At 69.9% G+C, this 17,244-nt stretch carries 20 protein-coding genes; 15 read left to right on the forward strand and 5 right to left on the reverse strand.

All coding sequences use genetic code 11. The features are described 5' to 3' along the window. Nucleotides 1-33: 33 nt before the first annotated feature. From D9R12_RS11155 to D9R12_RS15815, 8 genes are all read left to right on the forward strand, one after another. Nucleotides 34-591: a peroxiredoxin gene (locus tag D9R12_RS11155; protein ID WP_122230516.1), complete on the forward strand. Its 558-nt coding sequence runs from the start codon at nt 34-36 to the stop codon at nt 589-591. 101 nt (nt 592-692) lie between these two features. Continuing rightward, nucleotides 693-1,184, forward strand: a complete 492-nt coding sequence (locus D9R12_RS11160; RefSeq protein WP_014159942.1) for a M48 family metallopeptidase — start codon at nt 693-695, stop codon at nt 1,182-1,184. Nucleotides 1,185-1,411: 227 nt separating this feature from the next. After that, a complete protein-coding gene (locus D9R12_RS11165; RefSeq protein ID WP_122230517.1) occupies nt 1,412-2,344 on the forward strand; it encodes an acyl-CoA/acyl-ACP dehydrogenase in 933 nt (310 codons plus the stop codon). Beyond that, on the forward strand, nt 2,341-3,099 hold the full coding sequence (locus D9R12_RS11170; protein WP_122230519.1) for a PIG-L deacetylase family protein: 759 nt from the start codon (nt 2,341-2,343) through the stop codon (nt 3,097-3,099). The genes D9R12_RS11165 and D9R12_RS11170 overlap by 4 nt, the downstream gene beginning before the upstream one ends. Further along, the gene (locus tag D9R12_RS11175; RefSeq protein WP_014159939.1) at nt 3,096-3,707 is read left to right on the forward strand and encodes a class I SAM-dependent DNA methyltransferase; all 612 of its coding nucleotides are present in this window, start codon (nt 3,096-3,098) and stop codon (nt 3,705-3,707) included. The genes D9R12_RS11170 and D9R12_RS11175 overlap by 4 nt, the downstream gene beginning before the upstream one ends. After that, nucleotides 3,704-4,444 (forward strand): glycosyltransferase family 2 protein, encoded by a 741-nt coding sequence (locus D9R12_RS11180; RefSeq protein ID WP_122230521.1) that lies wholly within the window; start codon nt 3,704-3,706, stop codon nt 4,442-4,444. Before D9R12_RS11175 ends, D9R12_RS11180 begins: the two co-directional genes overlap by 4 nt. Before the next feature lie 179 nt (nt 4,445-4,623). Further along, nucleotides 4,624-7,671: a diguanylate cyclase domain-containing protein gene (locus tag D9R12_RS11185; protein ID WP_170159239.1), complete on the forward strand. Its 3,048-nt coding sequence runs from the start codon at nt 4,624-4,626 to the stop codon at nt 7,669-7,671. 488 nt (nt 7,672-8,159) lie between these two features. Continuing rightward, nucleotides 8,160-8,330: a hypothetical protein gene (locus D9R12_RS15815; protein WP_158308224.1), complete on the forward strand. Its 171-nt coding sequence runs from the start codon at nt 8,160-8,162 to the stop codon at nt 8,328-8,330. 145 nt (nt 8,331-8,475) lie between these two features. On the opposite strand, the gene D9R12_RS11200 is transcribed toward D9R12_RS15815, so the two are convergent. The 5 genes from D9R12_RS11200 to D9R12_RS11220 form a co-directional block, all read right to left on the reverse strand. Next, the gene (locus D9R12_RS11200) at nt 8,476-9,417 is read right to left on the reverse strand and encodes an aspartate carbamoyltransferase catalytic subunit (RefSeq protein WP_122230527.1); all 942 of its coding nucleotides are present in this window, start codon (nt 9,415-9,417) and stop codon (nt 8,476-8,478) included. 110 nt (nt 9,418-9,527) lie between these two features. Further along, nucleotides 9,528-9,977 carry a Holliday junction resolvase RuvX gene (gene ruvX, locus D9R12_RS11205; protein WP_014159934.1) on the reverse strand — a complete coding sequence of 150 codons (450 nt, stop codon included), beginning with the start codon at nt 9,975-9,977 and terminating at the stop codon, nt 9,528-9,530. Nucleotides 9,978-10,068: 91 nt separating this feature from the next. Next, complete coding sequence (locus D9R12_RS11210) at nt 10,069-10,635, reverse strand: YqgE/AlgH family protein (RefSeq protein ID WP_122230529.1); 567 nt, start codon at nt 10,633-10,635, stop codon at nt 10,069-10,071. Nucleotides 10,636-10,737: 102 nt separating this feature from the next. Further along, a complete protein-coding gene (msrA, locus tag D9R12_RS11215; protein ID WP_122230531.1) occupies nt 10,738-11,409 on the reverse strand; it encodes a peptide-methionine (S)-S-oxide reductase MsrA in 672 nt (223 codons plus the stop codon). Between the two features lie 29 nt (nt 11,410-11,438). Continuing rightward, complete coding sequence (locus D9R12_RS11220) at nt 11,439-11,705, reverse strand: putative signal transducing protein (RefSeq protein ID WP_014159931.1); 267 nt, start codon at nt 11,703-11,705, stop codon at nt 11,439-11,441. Between the two features lie 268 nt (nt 11,706-11,973). On the opposite strand from D9R12_RS11220, the gene D9R12_RS11225 reads away from it, so the two are divergent. The 7 genes from D9R12_RS11225 (at nt 11,974) to D9R12_RS11255 (ending at nt 17,238) form a co-directional block, all read left to right on the forward strand. Beyond that, a complete protein-coding gene (locus tag D9R12_RS11225; RefSeq protein ID WP_122230533.1) occupies nt 11,974-13,752 on the forward strand; it encodes a glutamine--tRNA ligase/YqeY domain fusion protein in 1,779 nt (592 codons plus the stop codon). Beyond that, the gene (locus tag D9R12_RS11230) at nt 13,752-14,231 is read left to right on the forward strand and encodes a hypothetical protein (protein WP_122230535.1); all 480 of its coding nucleotides are present in this window, start codon (nt 13,752-13,754) and stop codon (nt 14,229-14,231) included. Before D9R12_RS11225 ends, D9R12_RS11230 begins: the two co-directional genes overlap by 1 nt. Further along, a complete protein-coding gene (locus D9R12_RS11235; protein ID WP_014159928.1) occupies nt 14,231-14,794 on the forward strand; it encodes a nucleoside deaminase in 564 nt (187 codons plus the stop codon). The genes D9R12_RS11230 and D9R12_RS11235 overlap by 1 nt, the downstream gene beginning before the upstream one ends. 8 nt (nt 14,795-14,802) lie before the next feature. Then, nucleotides 14,803-15,870, forward strand: a complete 1,068-nt coding sequence (gene rlmM / locus D9R12_RS11240; protein ID WP_122230651.1) for a 23S rRNA (cytidine(2498)-2'-O)-methyltransferase RlmM — start codon at nt 14,803-14,805, stop codon at nt 15,868-15,870. A gap of 72 nt (nt 15,871-15,942) precedes the next feature. Beyond that, a complete protein-coding gene (locus D9R12_RS11245; protein ID WP_210538822.1) occupies nt 15,943-16,161 on the forward strand; it encodes a BrnT family toxin in 219 nt (72 codons plus the stop codon). Further along, nucleotides 16,121-16,375 carry a BrnA antitoxin family protein gene (locus D9R12_RS11250; RefSeq protein WP_122230539.1) on the forward strand — a complete coding sequence of 85 codons (255 nt, stop codon included), beginning with the start codon at nt 16,121-16,123 and terminating at the stop codon, nt 16,373-16,375. The genes D9R12_RS11245 and D9R12_RS11250 overlap by 41 nt, the downstream gene beginning before the upstream one ends. Nucleotides 16,376-16,518: 143 nt before the next feature. After that, nucleotides 16,519-17,238: a hypothetical protein gene (locus D9R12_RS11255; RefSeq protein ID WP_122230541.1), complete on the forward strand. Its 720-nt coding sequence runs from the start codon at nt 16,519-16,521 to the stop codon at nt 17,236-17,238. The last annotated feature ends 6 nt before the right edge of the window (nt 17,239-17,244 follow it).

Raw genomic sequence — 17,244 nt, forward strand, 5'->3', positions numbered from 1 at the left:
GTATAAGAACCCATCCCGTCAGGAGTGCGTCGCATGAAAATCCTGCTCAAGATCGCCGCCCTGGGCCTGGTCGGCACCCTGGCCAGCGCCTCGGTCGCCTCGGCCGCGCTGAAGAACGGCACTCCGGCGCCGGCGTTCAGCGCACCGGCCTACCTGGCCGGCAAGCCGTTCACCTTCAACCTGGCCGATGCGCTGAAGAACGGGCCGGTGGTGGTGTATTTCTTCCCGGCCGCCAACACCTCCGGCTGCAACCTGGAGGCGCACCTGTTCTCCGAGGCCGTGGATGAGTTCAGGACCCACGGCGCCACGGTGATCGGCGTGACCGCCGGCAACACCGAGCAGCTGGCCGAGTTTTCCAGGAACACCGAGACCTGCGGCGGCAAGTTCGCCGTGGTGGCCGACGCCGGTGCCCGCATCGCCAGGCAATACGACGCGCTGCTGCCCATGAAGCCCGGCTGGTCCAACCGCACCTCGTATGTGATCACCGCCCAGGGCACCGTGGCCCACGCCTACTCCGACCTCAACCCGAAGCAGCACGTGCAGCAAACCCTGGATGCGGTGAAGGCGCTGGAGCACGGGAAGGACGGCTGATCGGCCCAAGCCGGCCTGCCTGTCGTGACAGTGGCGAAGGTGCCGCCGCGTTGCCGGTGCACCCCGCCCTCCCGGATGCTCACGCCTGCCAGACTTGCCACATGTCCACGCTGAAGTACATCGCCGGCTATCCCCAGCACGTCCAGGACCAGGTCCGGGCGCTGCTCGACGCCGGCACCCTGGGCCAGGTGCTGGCGCGCCGCTATGGCGAGGGCCACGCGGTGCGCACCGACCGCCAGCTCTACGACTACACCCAGCAGATCAAGGAGCGCTACCTGCGCTCGGCCCAGCCGCTGCACAAGGTGATCTACGACGCCAAGCTGCAGGTCCTCAGGCATGCCCTGGGCACCCATACCGCGGTCTCGCGCGTGCAGGGCGCCAGGCTCAAGGCCAGCCGCGAGATCCGCATCGCCACGGTGTTTCGCCAGGCGCCGGCCGAGTTCCTCAGGATGATCGTGGTGCACGAGCTGGCGCACCTGAAGGAAGGCGAACACAACAAGGCCTTCTACCAGCTGTGCACGCACATGGCCGCCGACTATCACCAGCTCGAATTCGACCTGCGCCTGTACCTGACCCAGCTCGAACAGCGCTGACGCGCGGCAGCCTCGGGCCGCCTGGGCTGCACCATGCCCTGCGGCGCGGTGAGCGGCGCATGCCGCGCAAACGCTAACGCCACGTGTGCTTGCCCTGCGTGCCGGTCACGGCTGGCTGACGGCCAGGCAGATAGCGTCGCCGGATGACTGGCGCTTTTTCTGCAAACAGCCCTGGATCGCCTGGACCTTCGACAACCCAGCCAGTCACCAGCGATGGGCTGGCCGCGATGGCGTTTGAGGTCCTGACGCGCACGCCGTCACTGCCGATGCCGGGCGGCGGTTCGACCTGGGCGCGCTGGCAGGCGCTGTCCGCCCTGGGTGCGCGCGACCTGTGCCTGGTCAAGCTGCTCGAGGCCCATTACGACGCGCAGGCCATCCTGCAGGAACTCGGCGGCGATCCACCGCGGCCGGGCCAGCTGTGGGCGGTGTGGGCCGCCGAACCGCCCGGGGTGACCCTGGAGTTCGCGCCGCAGGATCACCTGTCCGGCCACCTGAGCGGCGAAAAGGCCTGGTGCTCCGGCGCATCGCTGGTCAGCCATGCGTTGCTGACGGCCACCCATGACGACGCGCGGCTGTTGTGCCGCATGGCGATGGACCGCACGCGCCTGGACTACGACGACAGCCGCTGGCAAGCCGTGGGCATGGCCCGCATCAGCAGCGGCACCCTGCGCCTGCGGCGGGCGCCAGCCGAACGGGTCGGTGCGCCCGGCGCCTACCTGGCACGGCCCGGTTTCTGGCATGGCGGCGCCGGCATCGCCGCGTGCTGGCATGGCGGCGCGGTCGGGGTGGCCCAGCGCCTGCGCCGTGATGCCCGGATCGGGCGCAATCCGCACGCCGCCGCGCACCTGGGTGCGGTCGACGTCGCCCTGGCCGCGGCATCGGCCCTGCTCAAGGACACCGCGCGACGCATCGACCAACGACCGCACGATCCGCACCGTGAGGCGGTCACCCGCCTGCGCGCCTGCGTCGCGCAGGTGGCCACCGAAGTGGTCGAACGCACCGGCCGCGCCCTGGGCGCCGGCCCGCTGTGCACCGAAGGCGACCACGCCCAGCGCTGCGCGGACCTGCTGATCTTCATCCGCCAATCCCACGCCGAAACCGATCTGCAGTGGCTGGGCGAAGCGGCCGCGCGCCGGGAGGATTGCCCCTGGACGCTGTGAGTCCGCGCGGCGCGCTCATCCAGGGCGGTGGCACCGGCGAATCGGAGTGGCTGGCTTCGCCCCGGCTGCGCGCCGTGCCGGCCACCAACCTGGCCCAGCTGATCGGCGATGCGCGCCGGCTGGTGGTGGTCGCGCCCCATCCGGACGATGAAGTCCTCGGCTGTGGCGGCCTGATCGCCCTGGCGGTGCAGGCGGCCGTGGATGTGGTGGTGGTCGCGCTGAGCGACGGCGAGGCCGCCTACCCCGATGATCCGCACTGGACCGGCCAACGCCTGGCGCCGGCACGGCGCGCCGAGCTCATCGACGCCTGCCGGGCGCTGGGCGTATCGCCGGCCAAGATCGTGCACGCCGGCCTGCCCGACGGCCGGCTTCGTGCCCACTTGGACAAGGCCGCGCAGCTGCTGGCCGGCCTCGTCCAGGCCGGTGATGCGGTGCTGGTGACCTGGGCACGCGATGGCCACCCCGATCACGAAGCGGCCGCCGATGCCACCCTGCGCGCCTGCGCGCAGGTCGGTGCGCGCTGCATCCAGTACCCCATCTGGGCCTGGCATTGGGGCGATCCACGGCAGCCAGCCTTTCTTGAAGGCGCCGCTGCGCGCCTGCCGCTGCCGCAGGCGGCGTGGGACGCCAAGCAGCGGGCACTGGCCTGCTTCGCCACCCAGACCGGCCACTGCACGCCCGCTCCGGCCCAGCCGATCCTGCCTGCACACGTGCTGGTCCGTTTCGGCCGCGACTTCGAGCTGCTCCTGCCATGAACGCCGACCCGCACGGCGCCCTCGCCCGCCAGCTCGATGCCATGCATGCGCAGGACGATCCATTCGGCTATCGCACGCGCTGGTACGAGGCGCGCAAGCGTCAGGTTTTGCTGGCCACGCTGCCGCATCCGCACTTCGAGCGAGCCTGGGAAATCGGCTGTTCCAACGGCGAACTCACCGCCGCGCTCTCGCCGCGCTGCAGCCACCTGCTGGCCACCGACCTGTCGGCCAATGCGGTGCGCCAGGCGCGCGCGCGCAACGCCGGCGATCCGGTGGTCCAGGTGCAGCAGGCGCAGCATCCGGCGCAGTGGCCAGATGGACGCTTCGATCTGATCGTGCTGAGCGAGGTGGGCTACTACATGCCGCCCCAGGCACTGCAGGAGGTGGCCGGGCGCATCGCCGGTTCGCTCACCGCGCACGGCCTGCTGGTGGCCTGCCACTGGCTGCATCCGTTCCAGGGCGCCTACCAGCACGGCGCGCAGGTGCATGGCGTGCTGGCTGCCGGCGTGCCGCTGCCGCGCGTGTATCGCTACCAGGATCCGGACTTCCTGCTGGAAGGCTGGAGCGCGATGCCGCAGTCGATCGCCCAGCGCGAGGGCCTGCGATGATCGCGGTGCTGATCCCGGCCCATGACGAGGCAGCCACCATCGGCCGCTGCCTGGCCTCGGTCCGCGTCGCCGCCGCACATCCGGCGCTGCTGGACGAACCGGTGATCGTGGTCGTGGCGCTGGATCGCTGCAGCGATTCGACCGGGACCATTGCGCTGGAGCACGGCGCGCGGGTGGTGGTGGTGGATGCACCCGGCGGTGTCGGTGCCGCGCGCGCGGCCGCGGCCAGGGTGGCCATCTCCCTGGGCGCACGCTGGCTGGCCATGACCGATGCCGACAGCTGGGTCCCGCCGGACTGGCTGGCAGCCCAGCTCGGCCATTGTGCCGACGCCTTCTGCGGCCTGGTCGAGGTGATCGACTGGGAGGACTACGCCGCGCCGGTGCGCGAGGCGTTCGGCCAGCGCCAGCACAGCGGCGACGACCATCCCCACGTGCACGGCGCCAACCTGGGGGTGAGCACCGAGCTGTATCTGCGCAGTGGCGGCTTCCTGCCCCTGCGCTGCAGCGAGGACGTGGCCCTGGTCCAGGCGCTGGTGCAGGTGCAGGCGTCGATCGCGCGCAAGGCCCGTCCGGCCGTTCGCACCAGCGCGCGCCGCCAGGCCCGCGCCAGCGGCGGGTTCAGCCATTACCTGCAGGCGCTGGAAGAAAGCCTGCCGGTTGAGCGGTTGCTGCCACCGCATGCGGCTGTCAAGGTGACCGCGGACCCGGCCAGCCAGGACGACGCCTTCGCCGCTTGATGCCCGGGTACACGGGCGGGCCGCAGCGCGCCTGGTCCTCCTGGGAAAATGACCCGGTTGACTTCCGATGGCGCGGCCCCGGCACCGCCGGGCTCGGCGCCGTGATCGTCCGCACAATTCCGGCATACTCCCCGCCAGGGGATCAGAATGCCATGTGCCGACTCGGTGGATTGCTCGGAATGCTGCTGTGCCTTGCCGTCCCTGCGTTCGCGCAGGCACCGGCCGGCGCCGACGGTCAGCCGCGCCCGCTGGACCTGATGGACCTGGGCGCCCCGGCGTTCACCAACTTCACCGACCGCGATGGCCTGCCCGACGCCGGGGTGATGTCCACCTGCGTGGATCGCGAAGGTTTCGTGTGGGGCGCCACGCCCGTCGGCGTGTATCGCTACGACGGCCATCGCTGGCTGGCCAGCGATGATCCGGCCGTGGCGCACTCGGCCACCCACGTCTTCGTTGACCACGCCGGCACGCTGTGGGTCGCCTTTCGCAAGGCCGGCCTGGCCCGCTACGACGGCGTGCGCTGGCACCCCGCCAGCACCGAGACCGGGCTGCCGTCCAACCAGATCAAGCGCTTTGCCGAAACGATCGATGCCAGCGGCGCCCACACCTTGTGGGCACTGACCTGGGACCGCGGCCTGATCCGCCTGGCCGGCGACACCTGGGAGCTGGATCCGGGCAACGCCTCGCTGCCAGCCGACCCGCTGCGCTCGATGACCCAGACCAAAGAGCTGGGCGCGCCCGGCCGCCAGTGGCTGGGCACCAATGCGCGCGGCCTATGGTATCGCGACGCCGGTCAGACCGACTGGCATCGCTGGGAGGGTCACCAGCTCGACGCCATGCAGGTCGAGGACCTGCTGGCGGTCATGCACGATGGGCGCGAGGAATTGTGGATCTCCACCTACGTCAACGGCCTGTGGCGGATGCGCGCCGACGGCATGCGCCGCTGGAGCCAGCAGCAGGGCGACTTCCCCAGCAACGTGCTCTATACCCTGGCCAGTACCGCGCTGGCCGACGGCAACCGCGCGATCTGGGTGGCCAGCCGTGCTGGCCTGCTGCGCGTGCAGGACGACACGCTGCAGGTGTTCAACCGTCGCCACGGCATGCACTCGGAGGTGATCCGCTCCGTCAGCGCCTGGCGCAGCCCGGACGGCCTGGACGTGCTGTGGATGGCCAACGACTCGGGCGTCTCGCGCAGCGCACTGGGCGCCAGTCCATGGGCGATCGCCTCGCTGATGGGGCTCGATTCGCTGGGCGTGTTCGGCTTTCTGGTCGAGCCTGACGGCCGTGGCGGCGAGCGGCTGTGGGTCAGCTCGGCCGGCGAAGGCCTGGCCCTGTACGAACGCGGCCAGTGGCAGCACTTCACCCAGGCCGAGGGCGTGCCGCCGGACGCCAACATCGGTTCGGTCATGGCCACGACCGAGGCCGACGGCCGCAAGACCTACTGGGTCAGCCTGCGCGGTGGTGCACTGCTGCGTCGACGCCCGGACGATGCGCGCTTCGTCCCGATCGACACGCCGTGGCGGCAGACCATCGGCGAGATGGTCTACGACACCCTGGTGCGCACCTACGACGGCCGCCGCGAGCAATGGTTCGCCACGCGCGAGACCGGCCTGTACCGGCTGCGCGACGGGATCTGGACCACGTTCACACCGCCCGATGCCAACGCACCGTGGCGGGCGATGCGGGTGCGCGAGGTGATCGATGGCGATGGCCGTTCGTGGCTGTGGGCGGCGACCAACCAGGGCCTGTCGCGCTTCGACGGCCAGCGCTGGGATCCGATGGCCAGGACCCTGGGCCTGCCGGAAACCAACGCGATCGGCCTGACCCAGATCGACGATGCCCAGGGCCGCCAGATCCTGTGGGTGGGCACCAGCAGCGCCGGGGTTAGCCGTGTGGATGTCACCGACCCGCGCCATCCGCGCATGCTGGCCGACGCCCTGCCCGCGCCGCCCGATCCCAGCGTCTACAACCCCGCCGCCGACAGCGCCGGGCGTGTGTACCTGTGCACCAACAACGGCGTGCAGCTGCTCACGCCGACTGCCGGCGGCTACACCAGCCGGGTCTTCAACCGGCGCGACGGCATGGTCCACCAGGAATGCAACTACGTGCACATGGTCGATGCGCACGACCGCTTCTGGACCGGCACGCTCGGCGGCCTGGCCGTGTACGACCCCAGCCGCGAGGTCCGCGACACCCAGCCCAAGCCGCTGAAGATCACCAGCCTGCAAATCGATGGCCGCCGCGTCACCGGGCCGGTGCTCGACGTGCCTGCCGGCACCAGGGAAATCCGGGTCGACTACGCCCTGCTGTCCTGGTATCGCGAGGCCGATTCGCGCTTCCGCACCCAGCTGGTCGGCTACGACGCCAGTCCGAGCCAATGGAGCGACCAGACCACGCGCACCTTCAACGCACTGCCGCCAGGCCGTTACCAGCTGCGCGTGGAAGCGCACGACCACGCCAACAACGCCAGCACCCCGGTGCTGGTCACCATCGTCATGCACGCACAGTGGTGGCAGACGCTGTGGTTTCACCTGGTGATCGCACTGACGATATTGCTGCTGGTCTATGCGGTCGTGCTGCTGCGCACCCGCCACCTGCGCGCCCAGCGCGCGGCGCTGGAAGCCCACATCGCCACGCGCACGGCCGAGCTCAACCTCGCCAACGCGCGCCTGCTGGAACTGTCCTACCTCGACGCGCTGACCGGCCTGCCCAACCGCCGCCGCCTGCTCGAAGCGCTGGAACACCCGGCCGTGCCCACCATGGCCACGCTGATCCTGATGGATGTGGACCACTTCAAGGCCTACAACGATCGCTTTGGCCATCTGGCCGGCGACCAGGCCCTGCGCCACGTGGCCGACGTGCTGCGCCAGTGCGCCGACAGCGACGTGCTGATGGCCCGCTATGGCGGGGAGGAATTCGCCTGCCTGGTGCCCGGCGACGATCCGACGCGCGGCCTGGTCCTGGCCGAATGCATCCGTCAGACGATGGCCGACTGCGCACTGGCGGTCCCCGGCCAGACCCAACTCATGCATGTGACCCTGAGCGCCGGCATCGCCCACGGGCCGCTGGCCGGCGCAGAGCAAGCCGACCGCCTGCTGCACCACGCCGATCTGGCCCTGTACCAGGCCAAGCGCGACGGCCGCAACCGCGTGCGCCGCCGCGACGTGCCCCTGGCACCAGCAGGGGGTGATGTGCCCGATGCCGGCGGCCCCGGCGGCATGAGCTGAGCCACACGACCCGGCGGCGCACGGCCTGGTTCAATTTCCCTGACACCGCATCGGGGGACTGGGCGTAAAGTGCACGCGCGCGCCAGGCCCTGGCGATGCCAGACCGATCGACCTGCCAACTACGAGGGTGTCATGAGCAAGGGGATGGACCAGAAGAAGAACCAGAAGAAAGAGCCGACCAAGACGCTGAAGGAAAAGCGCGAGGCCAAGAAGGAAAAGAAAGGCAAGTAATCCGCTCGGCCGTGCAAGCCTGGTCGGCTGGCCCAGGACGCGGCGGCGCCCGGCTGACACCCTGGCACTGCTTCTTTGCCCGGCGCGGCGTCGCCGCGTTGGGCGCAGTGCCCTGAGTGCAGGCGGTCGCTGGCCCCACCCGTCCTGGCCGGAAAGTGCACGGCTGACAGACCCGGCCCACATCCAGCGGGGCCATGCCTTCACGGCCGGCCGACGCCGCCGATGGCATTGATGCACCGCACCCACGCGAGACGCCCATGACGACACTGCGCACGACCAAGGCCATGCCACCGGATGCCCTTTTCACCCGGCCACGCGAAGACAAGCGCGCCGCCCACGCAGTGCTTCAGGACAAGCTGGACGCCTTTGAACGCGCCGGCGGACAGATCGAGAAACTCGGCACGACCGTCCCGCGCAAGACGGGCTGAGGCCGGCAACCAGGAAGGCCGGCCCGGTGCCGGCCTTTGCTGCAGCTGGACCCGCAGACTGCCCCAGCTTGCTCCTGCCGATGCACCGCCATGGCGCCGGCGCATCTGCGAAGGCTTGCACCGCAAAATTGGGGCGCAGGTCTGCTCAACCCAACAACATCTCCAATACCGCCATCCGGATCGCCACCCCGTTGCCCACCTGCCGCAGCACCAGCGACTGCGGCCCGTCGGCCACCTCGTCGGTGATCTCCACGCCACGGTTGATCGGCCCCGGATGCAGTACCACTGCATCGGGCGCGGCCTGCTTCAGGCGTGCGGCGGTCAGGCCGTAGTGACGGTGGTAGTCCTCCAGCGAGGTCACCAGGCCTTCTTCCATGCGCTCGCGCTGCAGGCGCAGCATCATCAGCACGTCGGCGCCCTGCAGCGCGGCGTCGAAATCGCCGGTGGTCCTGCAGCCGGCGCTGACGGCCGCCTCCGGCAGCAGGTTGTCCGGCGCGCACAGGGTGATGTCGGTGGCGCCCAGCGTGCGCAACGCCTGCAGGTCCGAGCGGGCTACGCGCGAATGCTTGATGTCGCCCACCATCACGATCTTGCGCATGGAGAAATCCGGGCCCTTGGCCTGGCGGATGGACAGCATGTCCAGCAGGCCCTGGGTGGGATGCGAGGCGCGGCCGTCGCCGGCGTTGATGACGGCGGTGCCTTCATGCGCGTGCCGGGCCAGCATCTGCGCCGCGCCGTCCTCGGGGTGGCGCACGATGAACCCGCGCACGCCCATCGCTTCCAGGTTGCGCAACGTGTCCAGCGCGGTCTCGCCCTTGCGCGCCGACGAGGTGGAAGCGTCGAAGTTGATCAGGTCCGCGCCCAGGCGCTGGGCGGCGATCTGGAACGAGCTGCGCGTGCGCGTAGAAGGTTCGAAGAACAGCGTGCACACCGTGCGCCCGACCAGCGTGTCGCGCTTCTGGGTGCGGCCCAGCGCGGTGTCGCGGATGGCACCGGCGCGATCGAGGATGCGGCAGAGCGTTTGCCTGGGCAGGCCCTCCAGGGTCAGCAGGTGCAGCAGGCGGCCGTCGGAATCCAGTTGGGTCATGGGGTGCTCGTGGTGGGGCCAGGGCGACAGGCGCGCGGGGTTGGCATGGTGGGAACAGGGAATGCTGCTGGACGCGTGCCGCCGTCTGCCGTGGGCGAAAAGGCAACAGCTCACTCGACATGCGTGGCCTCATGCGGGGCCGCCAGCCAGCGTTCGACGATCACCGCCGCGGCCACCGCGTCCAGCGCGGCGGCATCGCGCTTGCGCCTGCGGCCCTGGGCGCGGTCCACGGCGAAGCGCTGGGCGGCTTCGACCGAGCTGGAACGCTCGTCCACCAGGACCACCGGCAGCCTGTAGCGCAGGCGCAGTTCGCGGGCGAAGGCCTGGGCGCGCTTGCGCACCGGCTGGTCGCCGCCGTCCAGGGTCAGTGGGTCGCCGACCACCAGGCCGTCGGGCTTCCATTCGGCGCGCAGCCTGTCCAGCGCGGCCCAGTCCGGGCCGCCGGGATGCACATCGACCACGGCCAGGGCGCGCGCGCCGGTGCCAAAGGCGCTGCCCACCGCCACACCGATCCGGCGCGAGCCCACGTCGAAACCCAGCACGGTGCCGTCCAGCCTCATGGAGCCGCGCCAGCGAGCAGGGAAGGAACCGAATGCGCTGTCTGCCAGGAGCGCCAGGCGCGGGCGAGGAAGGCATTCCTGGCCCGAAGCATCATGCGTGCCCGCTGTAGTCCGTCATGCGGGTCATGTCCACGCCGATCCGGCCGGCGGCGGCCTGCCAGCGCTGGTCCAGCGGCGTGGCAAACAGCAGCTCGCGATCGGCCGGCGCGGTCAGCCAGCTGTTCTCGCCCAGTTCGAATTCCAGCTGACCCGCGCCCCAGCCGGCGCAGCCCAGCGCCACCACCGCGTTGTCCGGGCCCTGGCCGCGGGCCATGGCTTCCAGGATGTCGCGCGAAGTGGTCAGGTACAGGTCATCGCTGATCTGCAGGGTGGAATCCCAGTCGCCACCGCCGTCGTGCAGGACGAAACCGCGCTCGGGATGGACCGGGCCGCCATACAGCACCACGCGGTTGCGCAGGGCCTCATCGTCGGTGTCCAGCTGCATCTGGTGCAGCACTTCGCCCAGGGTGTACTCCGAGGCGCGGTTGACCACCACGCCCATGGCGCCGTCGTCGTCGTGCTGGCAGATCAGCGCCACGCTGCGCGAAAAACGCGGATCGTCCAGCGCGGGCAGCGCGATCAGCAGCTGGTTGGCCAGGTTGTCGGACAGCGCGGGCATGGGGACATTCTAGCCGAGCGTGGCGCCCCACCGCGTCGGGATGTTCAGGTTTTGCCGGTGCGTGCAGCGCCTGCAGCCGGCGGGTGCGCGATTCCAGGGCACTTACGCCTCCAGCGCGATCGGGCAACTCACCCCGGTGCCACCCAGGCCGCAGTAGCCATTCGGATTCTTGGCCAGGTACTGCTGGTGGTAGTCCTCGGCGAAGTAGAACGGCGGTGCCGGGTAGACGATCTCGGTGGTGATCTGGCCGTAGCCAGCCTCGCCCAGGCGCTGCTGGTATGCGTCGCGGCTGGCGATGGCGGCCTGGTACTGGTCTTTCGTTTCGCAGTAGATCGCCGAACGGTACTCGGTGCCGCGGTCGTTGCCCTGGCCCATGCCCTGGGTGGGGTCATGGTTTTCCCAGAAGGTGCGCAGGATCTGCTCGCGCGAGACCTTGGCCGGGTCGAACACCACCCGCACCACTTCGGCGTGGCCGGTCATGCCGGTGCAGCTTTCCTCGTAGGTCGGGTTGGGGGTGAAGCCGCCCTGGTAGCCGACCGCGGTGGTGTACACGCCCGGCAGCTGCCAGAACTTGCGCTCGGCGCCCCAGAAGCAGCCCATGCCCAGGCCCAGGATCTCCATGCCGGGAAACTCGCCCCGCAGCGGATGGCCATTGACGAAATGCACGTTGTGCAGCGGCAGCGGCTGGGCGCGCCCGGGCAGGGCTTCGTCTGCGCGCGGCAGGCGCTGCTTGAACGCGCCGATGCCCAGACGGTTGCTGAGTGTTTCGAACATGGGAAACCTCCGGAGGGGAAGGAGCGCCTTCAGGCGGGCAACAGGCCCGCCTCGGGCAGTCCGTCGAAAGTGGGGTCTTGCGGGCCGTCCAGCAAGCCGCTGGCCTGCAGCGCCGCGCGCGCGTCCGGGAGCGCCACATCGGGCACGCAGACCCGCAGCACGCCGAACAGCGGCAGCTCGCCGCCGGCGCCCAGCAGCGATTCGCCAAACACGAACGCCGGGATGCCGGCGTCTTCCAGCGCGTGCCTGGCCAGGTGGGCGTCGAACAGGTTGTCGGCGCGATAGGCGACTTGCATGGAAGGCTCCTGTGGCCAGGGGGAAACGAGGTGCGGTGAGCATACGCGCACGCACGTGCAGGGCGTGGGAGCGGCCATGGCGGCGAAGGGCTCTGTCGGTCAAGCTTCATCGCCGCCATGGCGGCTCCCACCTGGCTTGGCTTGTCGCTGAGCGGGGCGCCGCGAAAAGCGCCCCGGGGGCGTCCTGCCGGGCAAGGCCGCGACCGAGGGCCATGGCCGGCGGGGCCATCGGCTAGACTTGCCGATTATCCAAGTTGCCTGCCCGATCATGTCCCAAGCCCCTGCCGTTCCCGCCGATTCAACCCCGGAAAAGCGCCTCGACGGCGCCTCGGCGTCGCCGGAAAAAAGGGACTTCATCCGCCAGATCGTGCGCGAGGACCTGGCCCAGGGCCGGCACCGCAGCGTGCGCACGCGCTTTCCGCCCGAGCCCAATGGTTATCTGCACATCGGCCACGCCAAGGCGATCTGCCTGGATTTCGGCATCGCCGCCGAGTTCGGCGGGGCCTGCAACCTGCGCCTGGACGACACCAACCCGGCCAAGGAAGACCCCGAGTTCGTCGCCGCCATCCAGGACGACGTGCGCTGGCTGGGCTTTGACTGGGCCAACCTGCGCCATGCCTCGGACTACTTCGAGGTGCTGTACCTGGCCGCTGAAAAACTCGTCCAGCAGGGCGATGCCTTCGTCTGCGACCTGTCGGCCGAGCAGGTGCGCCAGTACCGCGGCACCCTGACCGAGCCCGGCCGCAACTCGCCCTGGCGCGACCGCAGCCCGGCAGAGAACCTGGACCTGCTGCGCCGCATGCGCGCCGGCGAGTTCCCCGATGGGGCCCGCACCCTGCGCGCCAGGATCGACATGGCCAGCGGCAACATCAACCTGCGCGATCCGGCGCTGTACCGGATCAAGCACGTCGAGCACCAGAACACCGGCAATGCCTGGCCGATCTATCCGATGTACGACTTCGCCCATGCGCTGTCCGACGCGATCGAAGGCATCACCCATTCGCTGTGCACGCTGGAATTCGAGGACCACCGCCCGCTGTACGACTGGTGCGTGGACAAGGTGGACCTGGCCGGCCATCCGGCGCTGCTGCAGCCGCTGCTGGACAAGGGCCTGCCGCTCGAGGCGGCCCGGCCGCGCCAGATCGAGTTCTCGCGGCTCAACATCAACTTCACCGTGATGAGCAAGCGCAAGCTGACCCAGCTGGTGCTCGAGGGCCTGGTCGAGGGCTGGGACGATCCGCGCATGTACACCCTGCAGGGCCTGCGCCGGCGCGGCTATACGCCGGCCTCCCTGCGCCTGCTGGTGGACCGGGTCGGCATCTCCAAGCAGAACTCGGTGATCGATTTCTCGGTGCTGGAAGGCTGCCTGCGCGAGGATCTGGATGCCAGCGCGCCGCGGCGCATGGCGGTGGTCGACCCGCTCAGGCTGGTGCTGACCAATCTGCCGGAAGGTCATGAGGAAACCCTGACCTTTTCCAATCATCCCAAGGATGAAACCCAGGGCACCCGCCAGATCCCGTTCTCGCGCGAACTGTGGATCGAGCGCGAGGACTTCGCCGAGCTCCCGCCCAAGGGCTTCAAGCGCCTGGTGCCGGGCGGCGAGGTGCGCCTGCGCGGGGCCGGCATCATCCGCTGCGATGAAGTGATCAAGGACACCAACGGCACCATCACCGAACTGCGCGGCTGGCTGGATCCGGACTCGCGCCCGGGCATGAGCGGGGCCAACCGCAAGGTCAAGGGCACCATCCACTGGGTCAGCGCGACCGGCGGGGTGGCTGCGGAAATCCGCCTGTTCGACCGGCTGTTTTCGGTGCCCAGGCCGGACGATGAAAGCGAAGGCAAGAGCTACCGCGATTACCTCAATCCGGACTCCAGGCGGGTGGTGGCCGGTTATGTCGAACCGGCCGCGGCCCTGGCCGCGCCGGAGCAGTCGTTCCAGTTCGAACGTACCGGTTACTTCGTCGCCGACCGCCGCGACCATACGGCCGACAGGCCGGTGTTCAACCGCAGCGTGACCCTGCGCGACACCTGGGCGGCCCAGGCCTGATGCGCCTACGCCCGGCCCTGTTCGCGCTGCTGGCGGGCATCGCCTTGATCGCCGGCTGCGCCGCGCCTGCCACCACCGCCACCACCCAGGCAGCGCCGTCCGATACCCGCGCGCCCGCAGCCGCCGCCAACCCGGCGCCCGCATCAGCCACCGGGGCGCTGATCGCGCAGCCGGTCACCACCGCACCCGCGCCGGCCGGGGCCACGCCCGTCAAGGTCGATATCAGCTGCACGAGCGACGCCCAGTGCGTGGTCAAGAACGTCGGCAGCTGCTGCGGCGAACTGCCAGCCTGCGTCAACGCCGACAGTCCCACCGATCCGGCCGCGGTCCAGGCCCAATGCCGGGCCAGCGGCCGGGTGGGCATCTGCGGCTTCCGCCCGATCAGCGCCTGCCAGTGCCAGGCCGGCACCTGCGTGCCGGCCGAAGACGGGCCGGCCCCTTCCCACGATCCGGCCGCCACGCCGGCCCCGGTCCGCTGATGCTCTACGCCCAGGTCCACCTCACCCTGCCGGCCTGGATCCACGATGTGGTGGATGCCGACGCGCAGTTTCCCGGCGACGCGGCCAAGGTCGCGCTGGCCATCGAACTGGCGCGGCTGAATGTCGAACACGGCAGCGGCGGCCCGTTCGGCGCGGCGGTGTTCGGCCCGGACGATCGCATCCTCTCGCTGGGCGTCAATCGCGTGGTCCCGCAGAACACCTCGCTGGCCCACGCCGAGAACATGGCCTACATGCTGGCCCAGCAGCGCCTGCAGACCTACCGCCTCAACGCGGTCCTGGCCAGCCCGGTGACCCTGGCCACTTCGGCCCAGCCGTGCTGCCAGTGCTACGGTGCCACCGTATGGGCCGGCGTGGACCGGCTGCTGATCGGCGCGCGCGCCGGAGACGTGGAAGCGCTGACCGAATTCGACGAAGGCCCGCTGCCGGCCGACTGGGTGGGTGAGCTGGGCAAGCGTGGCATCGAGGTCGTGCGCGACCTGCATCGCCAGGCGGCCTGCGCCGTGCTGGCCGCCTATGGCCAGCGCGGCGGCGCCAGGTATTGAACGTTGCCGTGCAAGGCGTGCTGGCCTATTGCCGCCAGGGCTTCGAACCGGAACTGGCGGCCGAACTGACCCAGCGCGCCGCCGATGCCGGCTTTGCCGGTTACGCGCGCACCCAACGCAATGACGGCTATGTGGTCTTCGCCTGCGAGGACCAGGCACTGCCTGCGGCCCTGCCCTGGCAGCAGCTGGTGTTCGCCCGGCAGAGGCTGGCCCTGATCGCCGAGCTGCGCGGGCTGGATCCGGCCGACCGGATCACGCCGATGCTGGCCGCGCTGGCCGGCGCGCCGCACTTTGGCGATGTGTGGGTGGAGCATCCCGATTCGGACGCGGCCAAGCCGCTGGCCGGGCTGGCGCGCAGCTTCGGCAACGCGCTGCGTCCGGCGCTGCGCAAGGCCGGCCTGCTGAGCCCGAAGGAAGATCCGCGCCTGCCGCGCCTGCACGTGCTTTTCGTCCACGGCGACCACGCGTTTCTGGGGCTCGCCCAGCCCTGCGACGCCGCGCCGTGGCCGCTGGGCATCCCGCGCCTGCGCCTGCTGCCCGAGGCGCCATCGCGTTCGGCGCTGAAGCTGGAAGAAGCGATCCTGACCCTGCTGCGCCCGGACGAACGCGAGCACCTGCTGCGCGCCGGCATGCGCGCGGCCGACCTGGGCGCCGCGCCGGGCGGCTGGACCTGGGTGCTGACCCGCCAGCACCTGCGCGTGACCAGCGTGGACAACGGCCCGCTGCGCCAGCATGTGCTGGACAGCGGCCTGGTCGAGCACCTGCGCGCCGATGGCTTTCGCTGGCAGCCGGCCCAGCCGCTGGACTGGATGGTCTGCGACATGGTCGAACAGCCGCGCCGCGTGGTCGAGCGCATGGCCACCTGGCTGCGCGAAGGCTGGTGCCGCCACACCATCTTCAACCTCAAGCTGCCGATGAAAAAGCGCTGGGACGAAACCACGCTTTGCCTGGGGCTCCTGCAAGAGCAGTCCGGCGGACTGCGCATCGTGCGGGCCAAGCAGCTCTACCACGACCGCGAAGAGATCACCGTGTTCGCCAGCAACTACAGTCCCTCGCAGCTTGACAGGGACATTTGACGTAGCTACATTTAATTCGTGCGCATCACATGCGACCCCGCCAAACGCCGCCTGACGCTACAGGAGCGTGGCTTGGACCTGCTCCGCGCCAAGGAAGTCTTCGCCGGCCACCATTTCACTCGCGCGGACGATCGCCAGGACTATGGCGAGCCGCGCTTCATCACCGCCGGTTGGCTTGACGCTCGACTTGTCGTTTTCGCATGGACGCCGCGCGGCGCCGCAAGGCGCATCCTCAGCATGAGGCACTGCCATGAACGTGAAGCAAAAAAACTCCGCCCCCACTTTGCCTGATCCCGACGCCTTGCCAGAGATCACAGAGGCTTGGATTGCCGGCGCCGATCTTTATCACGGTGACAAGCTCGTGCGGCGTGGTCGCCCCAAGTTGGCCAATCCTCGCCAGCTTCTGTCTTTGCGCTTGCCCCCTCAGATCATTGCGCGCTGGAAGGCCACGGGTCCCGGCTGGCAAACACGCATGGCTGAGGCACTGGAGAAGAACGCTCCCTGACCCAAGGCGTTGCAGCGTGATCCGGCGTTTGGCTGCCGGACGAAGGATTGCATCCCCGCCCACCGCCTGCGCGCTTGCGGCGCGCCGGGTCTCAGGCGGCGTGACGGCGGCATGGCATCCTGCCCATCCTCAGGAGGGATGCCATGTCACCGATCGAACTGAAGGACCCGGCCGGGTTCGCCGAGGCGTTCCTGCGCCTGTCGCTGATGCAGGGCTTCGGCTCGCTCAACAAGCGCGACCTGGAACTGCTGACCTTTGTCCTGCTGGAGCGCGACGGGGCCATTTCCCGCGGCAGCTCCAACGCCGCCGTCGCCTTGCAACTGCGGATCACCCCCGCGCGGGTCAGGAGCCTGCGCCGCGACGGCTATGCGCGCTGGCGGGCGCTGGTGCCGGAGCAATCCGATGCCGCCCTGCAGCGGATCGTGGCCACGGTGCTGACCGAGGACAACCTGCGTGCCGGGGCCAAGCACGTGAGCGAGCGAGCCAGGAAGGAGGGCTTCCTGGCCATCCGTGTCGAGCATCCCGACGATGCCCAGCAGTTCGAGCAGGCGATCCTGGAAGTGGGCGCGCTGCCGGTCTACGAGCGCAACCGCGAGGTGGTGGCGGTGCGCTTCGACACCCTGCTCAGGATCGCCGAGAAGTGGGGCTACCTGCAGCCCGATCCGGCGGCCATCACCCGTGAGCTGAAAAAGCTCCAGCCCACCGCCAGTGAAGTGGCCGACCTGCTGCAGAAGGACCTCACCCGGCTGCGCTGGGAAGACGCACGCAACGCGCTCAACAGCCTGGGCGCCAAGGCGATCGCCTCCACCGCCGAGGGTGGGTTGAAGGGGTTGTTGAAGATCGTGTTCCCGTTCCTGCCGTAGGAGCAA

It is taken from the genome of Pseudoxanthomonas spadix (assembly GCF_003703395.1).
In the GTDB taxonomy this organism is placed as follows: Bacteria; Pseudomonadota; Gammaproteobacteria; order Xanthomonadales; family Xanthomonadaceae; genus Pseudoxanthomonas_A; species Pseudoxanthomonas_A spadix.

Bases quoted from the DNA above. Each gene is read 5' to 3' on its own strand.
- D9R12_RS11155 (WP_122230516.1), top strand. From the start codon at position 34: ATGAAAATCCTGCTCAAGATCGCCGCCCTGGGCCTGGTCGGCACCCTG.
- D9R12_RS11160 (WP_014159942.1), top strand. From the start codon at position 693: ATGTCCACGCTGAAGTACATCGCCGGCTATCCCCAGCACGTCCAGGAC.
- D9R12_RS11165 (WP_122230517.1), top strand. From the start codon at position 1,412: ATGGCGTTTGAGGTCCTGACGCGCACGCCGTCACTGCCGATGCCGGGC.
- D9R12_RS11175 (WP_014159939.1), top strand. From the start codon at position 3,096: ATGAACGCCGACCCGCACGGCGCCCTCGCCCGCCAGCTCGATGCCATG.
- D9R12_RS11180 (WP_122230521.1), top strand. From the start codon at position 3,704: ATGATCGCGGTGCTGATCCCGGCCCATGACGAGGCAGCCACCATCGGC.
- D9R12_RS11185 (WP_170159239.1), top strand. From the start codon at position 4,624: ATGCTGCTGTGCCTTGCCGTCCCTGCGTTCGCGCAGGCACCGGCCGGC.
- D9R12_RS15815 (WP_158308224.1), top strand. From the start codon at position 8,160: ATGACGACACTGCGCACGACCAAGGCCATGCCACCGGATGCCCTTTTC.
- D9R12_RS11200 (WP_122230527.1), bottom strand. From the start codon at position 9,417: ATGACCCAACTGGATTCCGACGGCCGCCTGCTGCACCTGCTGACCCTG.
- ruvX (WP_014159934.1), bottom strand. From the start codon at position 9,977: ATGAGGCTGGACGGCACCGTGCTGGGTTTCGACGTGGGCTCGCGCCGG.
- D9R12_RS11210 (WP_122230529.1), bottom strand. From the start codon at position 10,635: ATGCCCGCGCTGTCCGACAACCTGGCCAACCAGCTGCTGATCGCGCTG.
- msrA (WP_122230531.1), bottom strand. From the start codon at position 11,409: ATGTTCGAAACACTCAGCAACCGTCTGGGCATCGGCGCGTTCAAGCAG.
- D9R12_RS11220 (WP_014159931.1), bottom strand. From the start codon at position 11,705: ATGCAAGTCGCCTATCGCGCCGACAACCTGTTCGACGCCCACCTGGCC.
- D9R12_RS11225 (WP_122230533.1), top strand. From the start codon at position 11,974: ATGTCCCAAGCCCCTGCCGTTCCCGCCGATTCAACCCCGGAAAAGCGC.
- D9R12_RS11230 (WP_122230535.1), top strand. From the start codon at position 13,752: ATGCGCCTACGCCCGGCCCTGTTCGCGCTGCTGGCGGGCATCGCCTTG.
- D9R12_RS11235 (WP_014159928.1), top strand. From the start codon at position 14,231: ATGCTCTACGCCCAGGTCCACCTCACCCTGCCGGCCTGGATCCACGAT.
- D9R12_RS11250 (WP_122230539.1), top strand. From the start codon at position 16,121: ATGAACGTGAAGCAAAAAAACTCCGCCCCCACTTTGCCTGATCCCGAC.
- D9R12_RS11255 (WP_122230541.1), top strand. From the start codon at position 16,519: ATGTCACCGATCGAACTGAAGGACCCGGCCGGGTTCGCCGAGGCGTTC.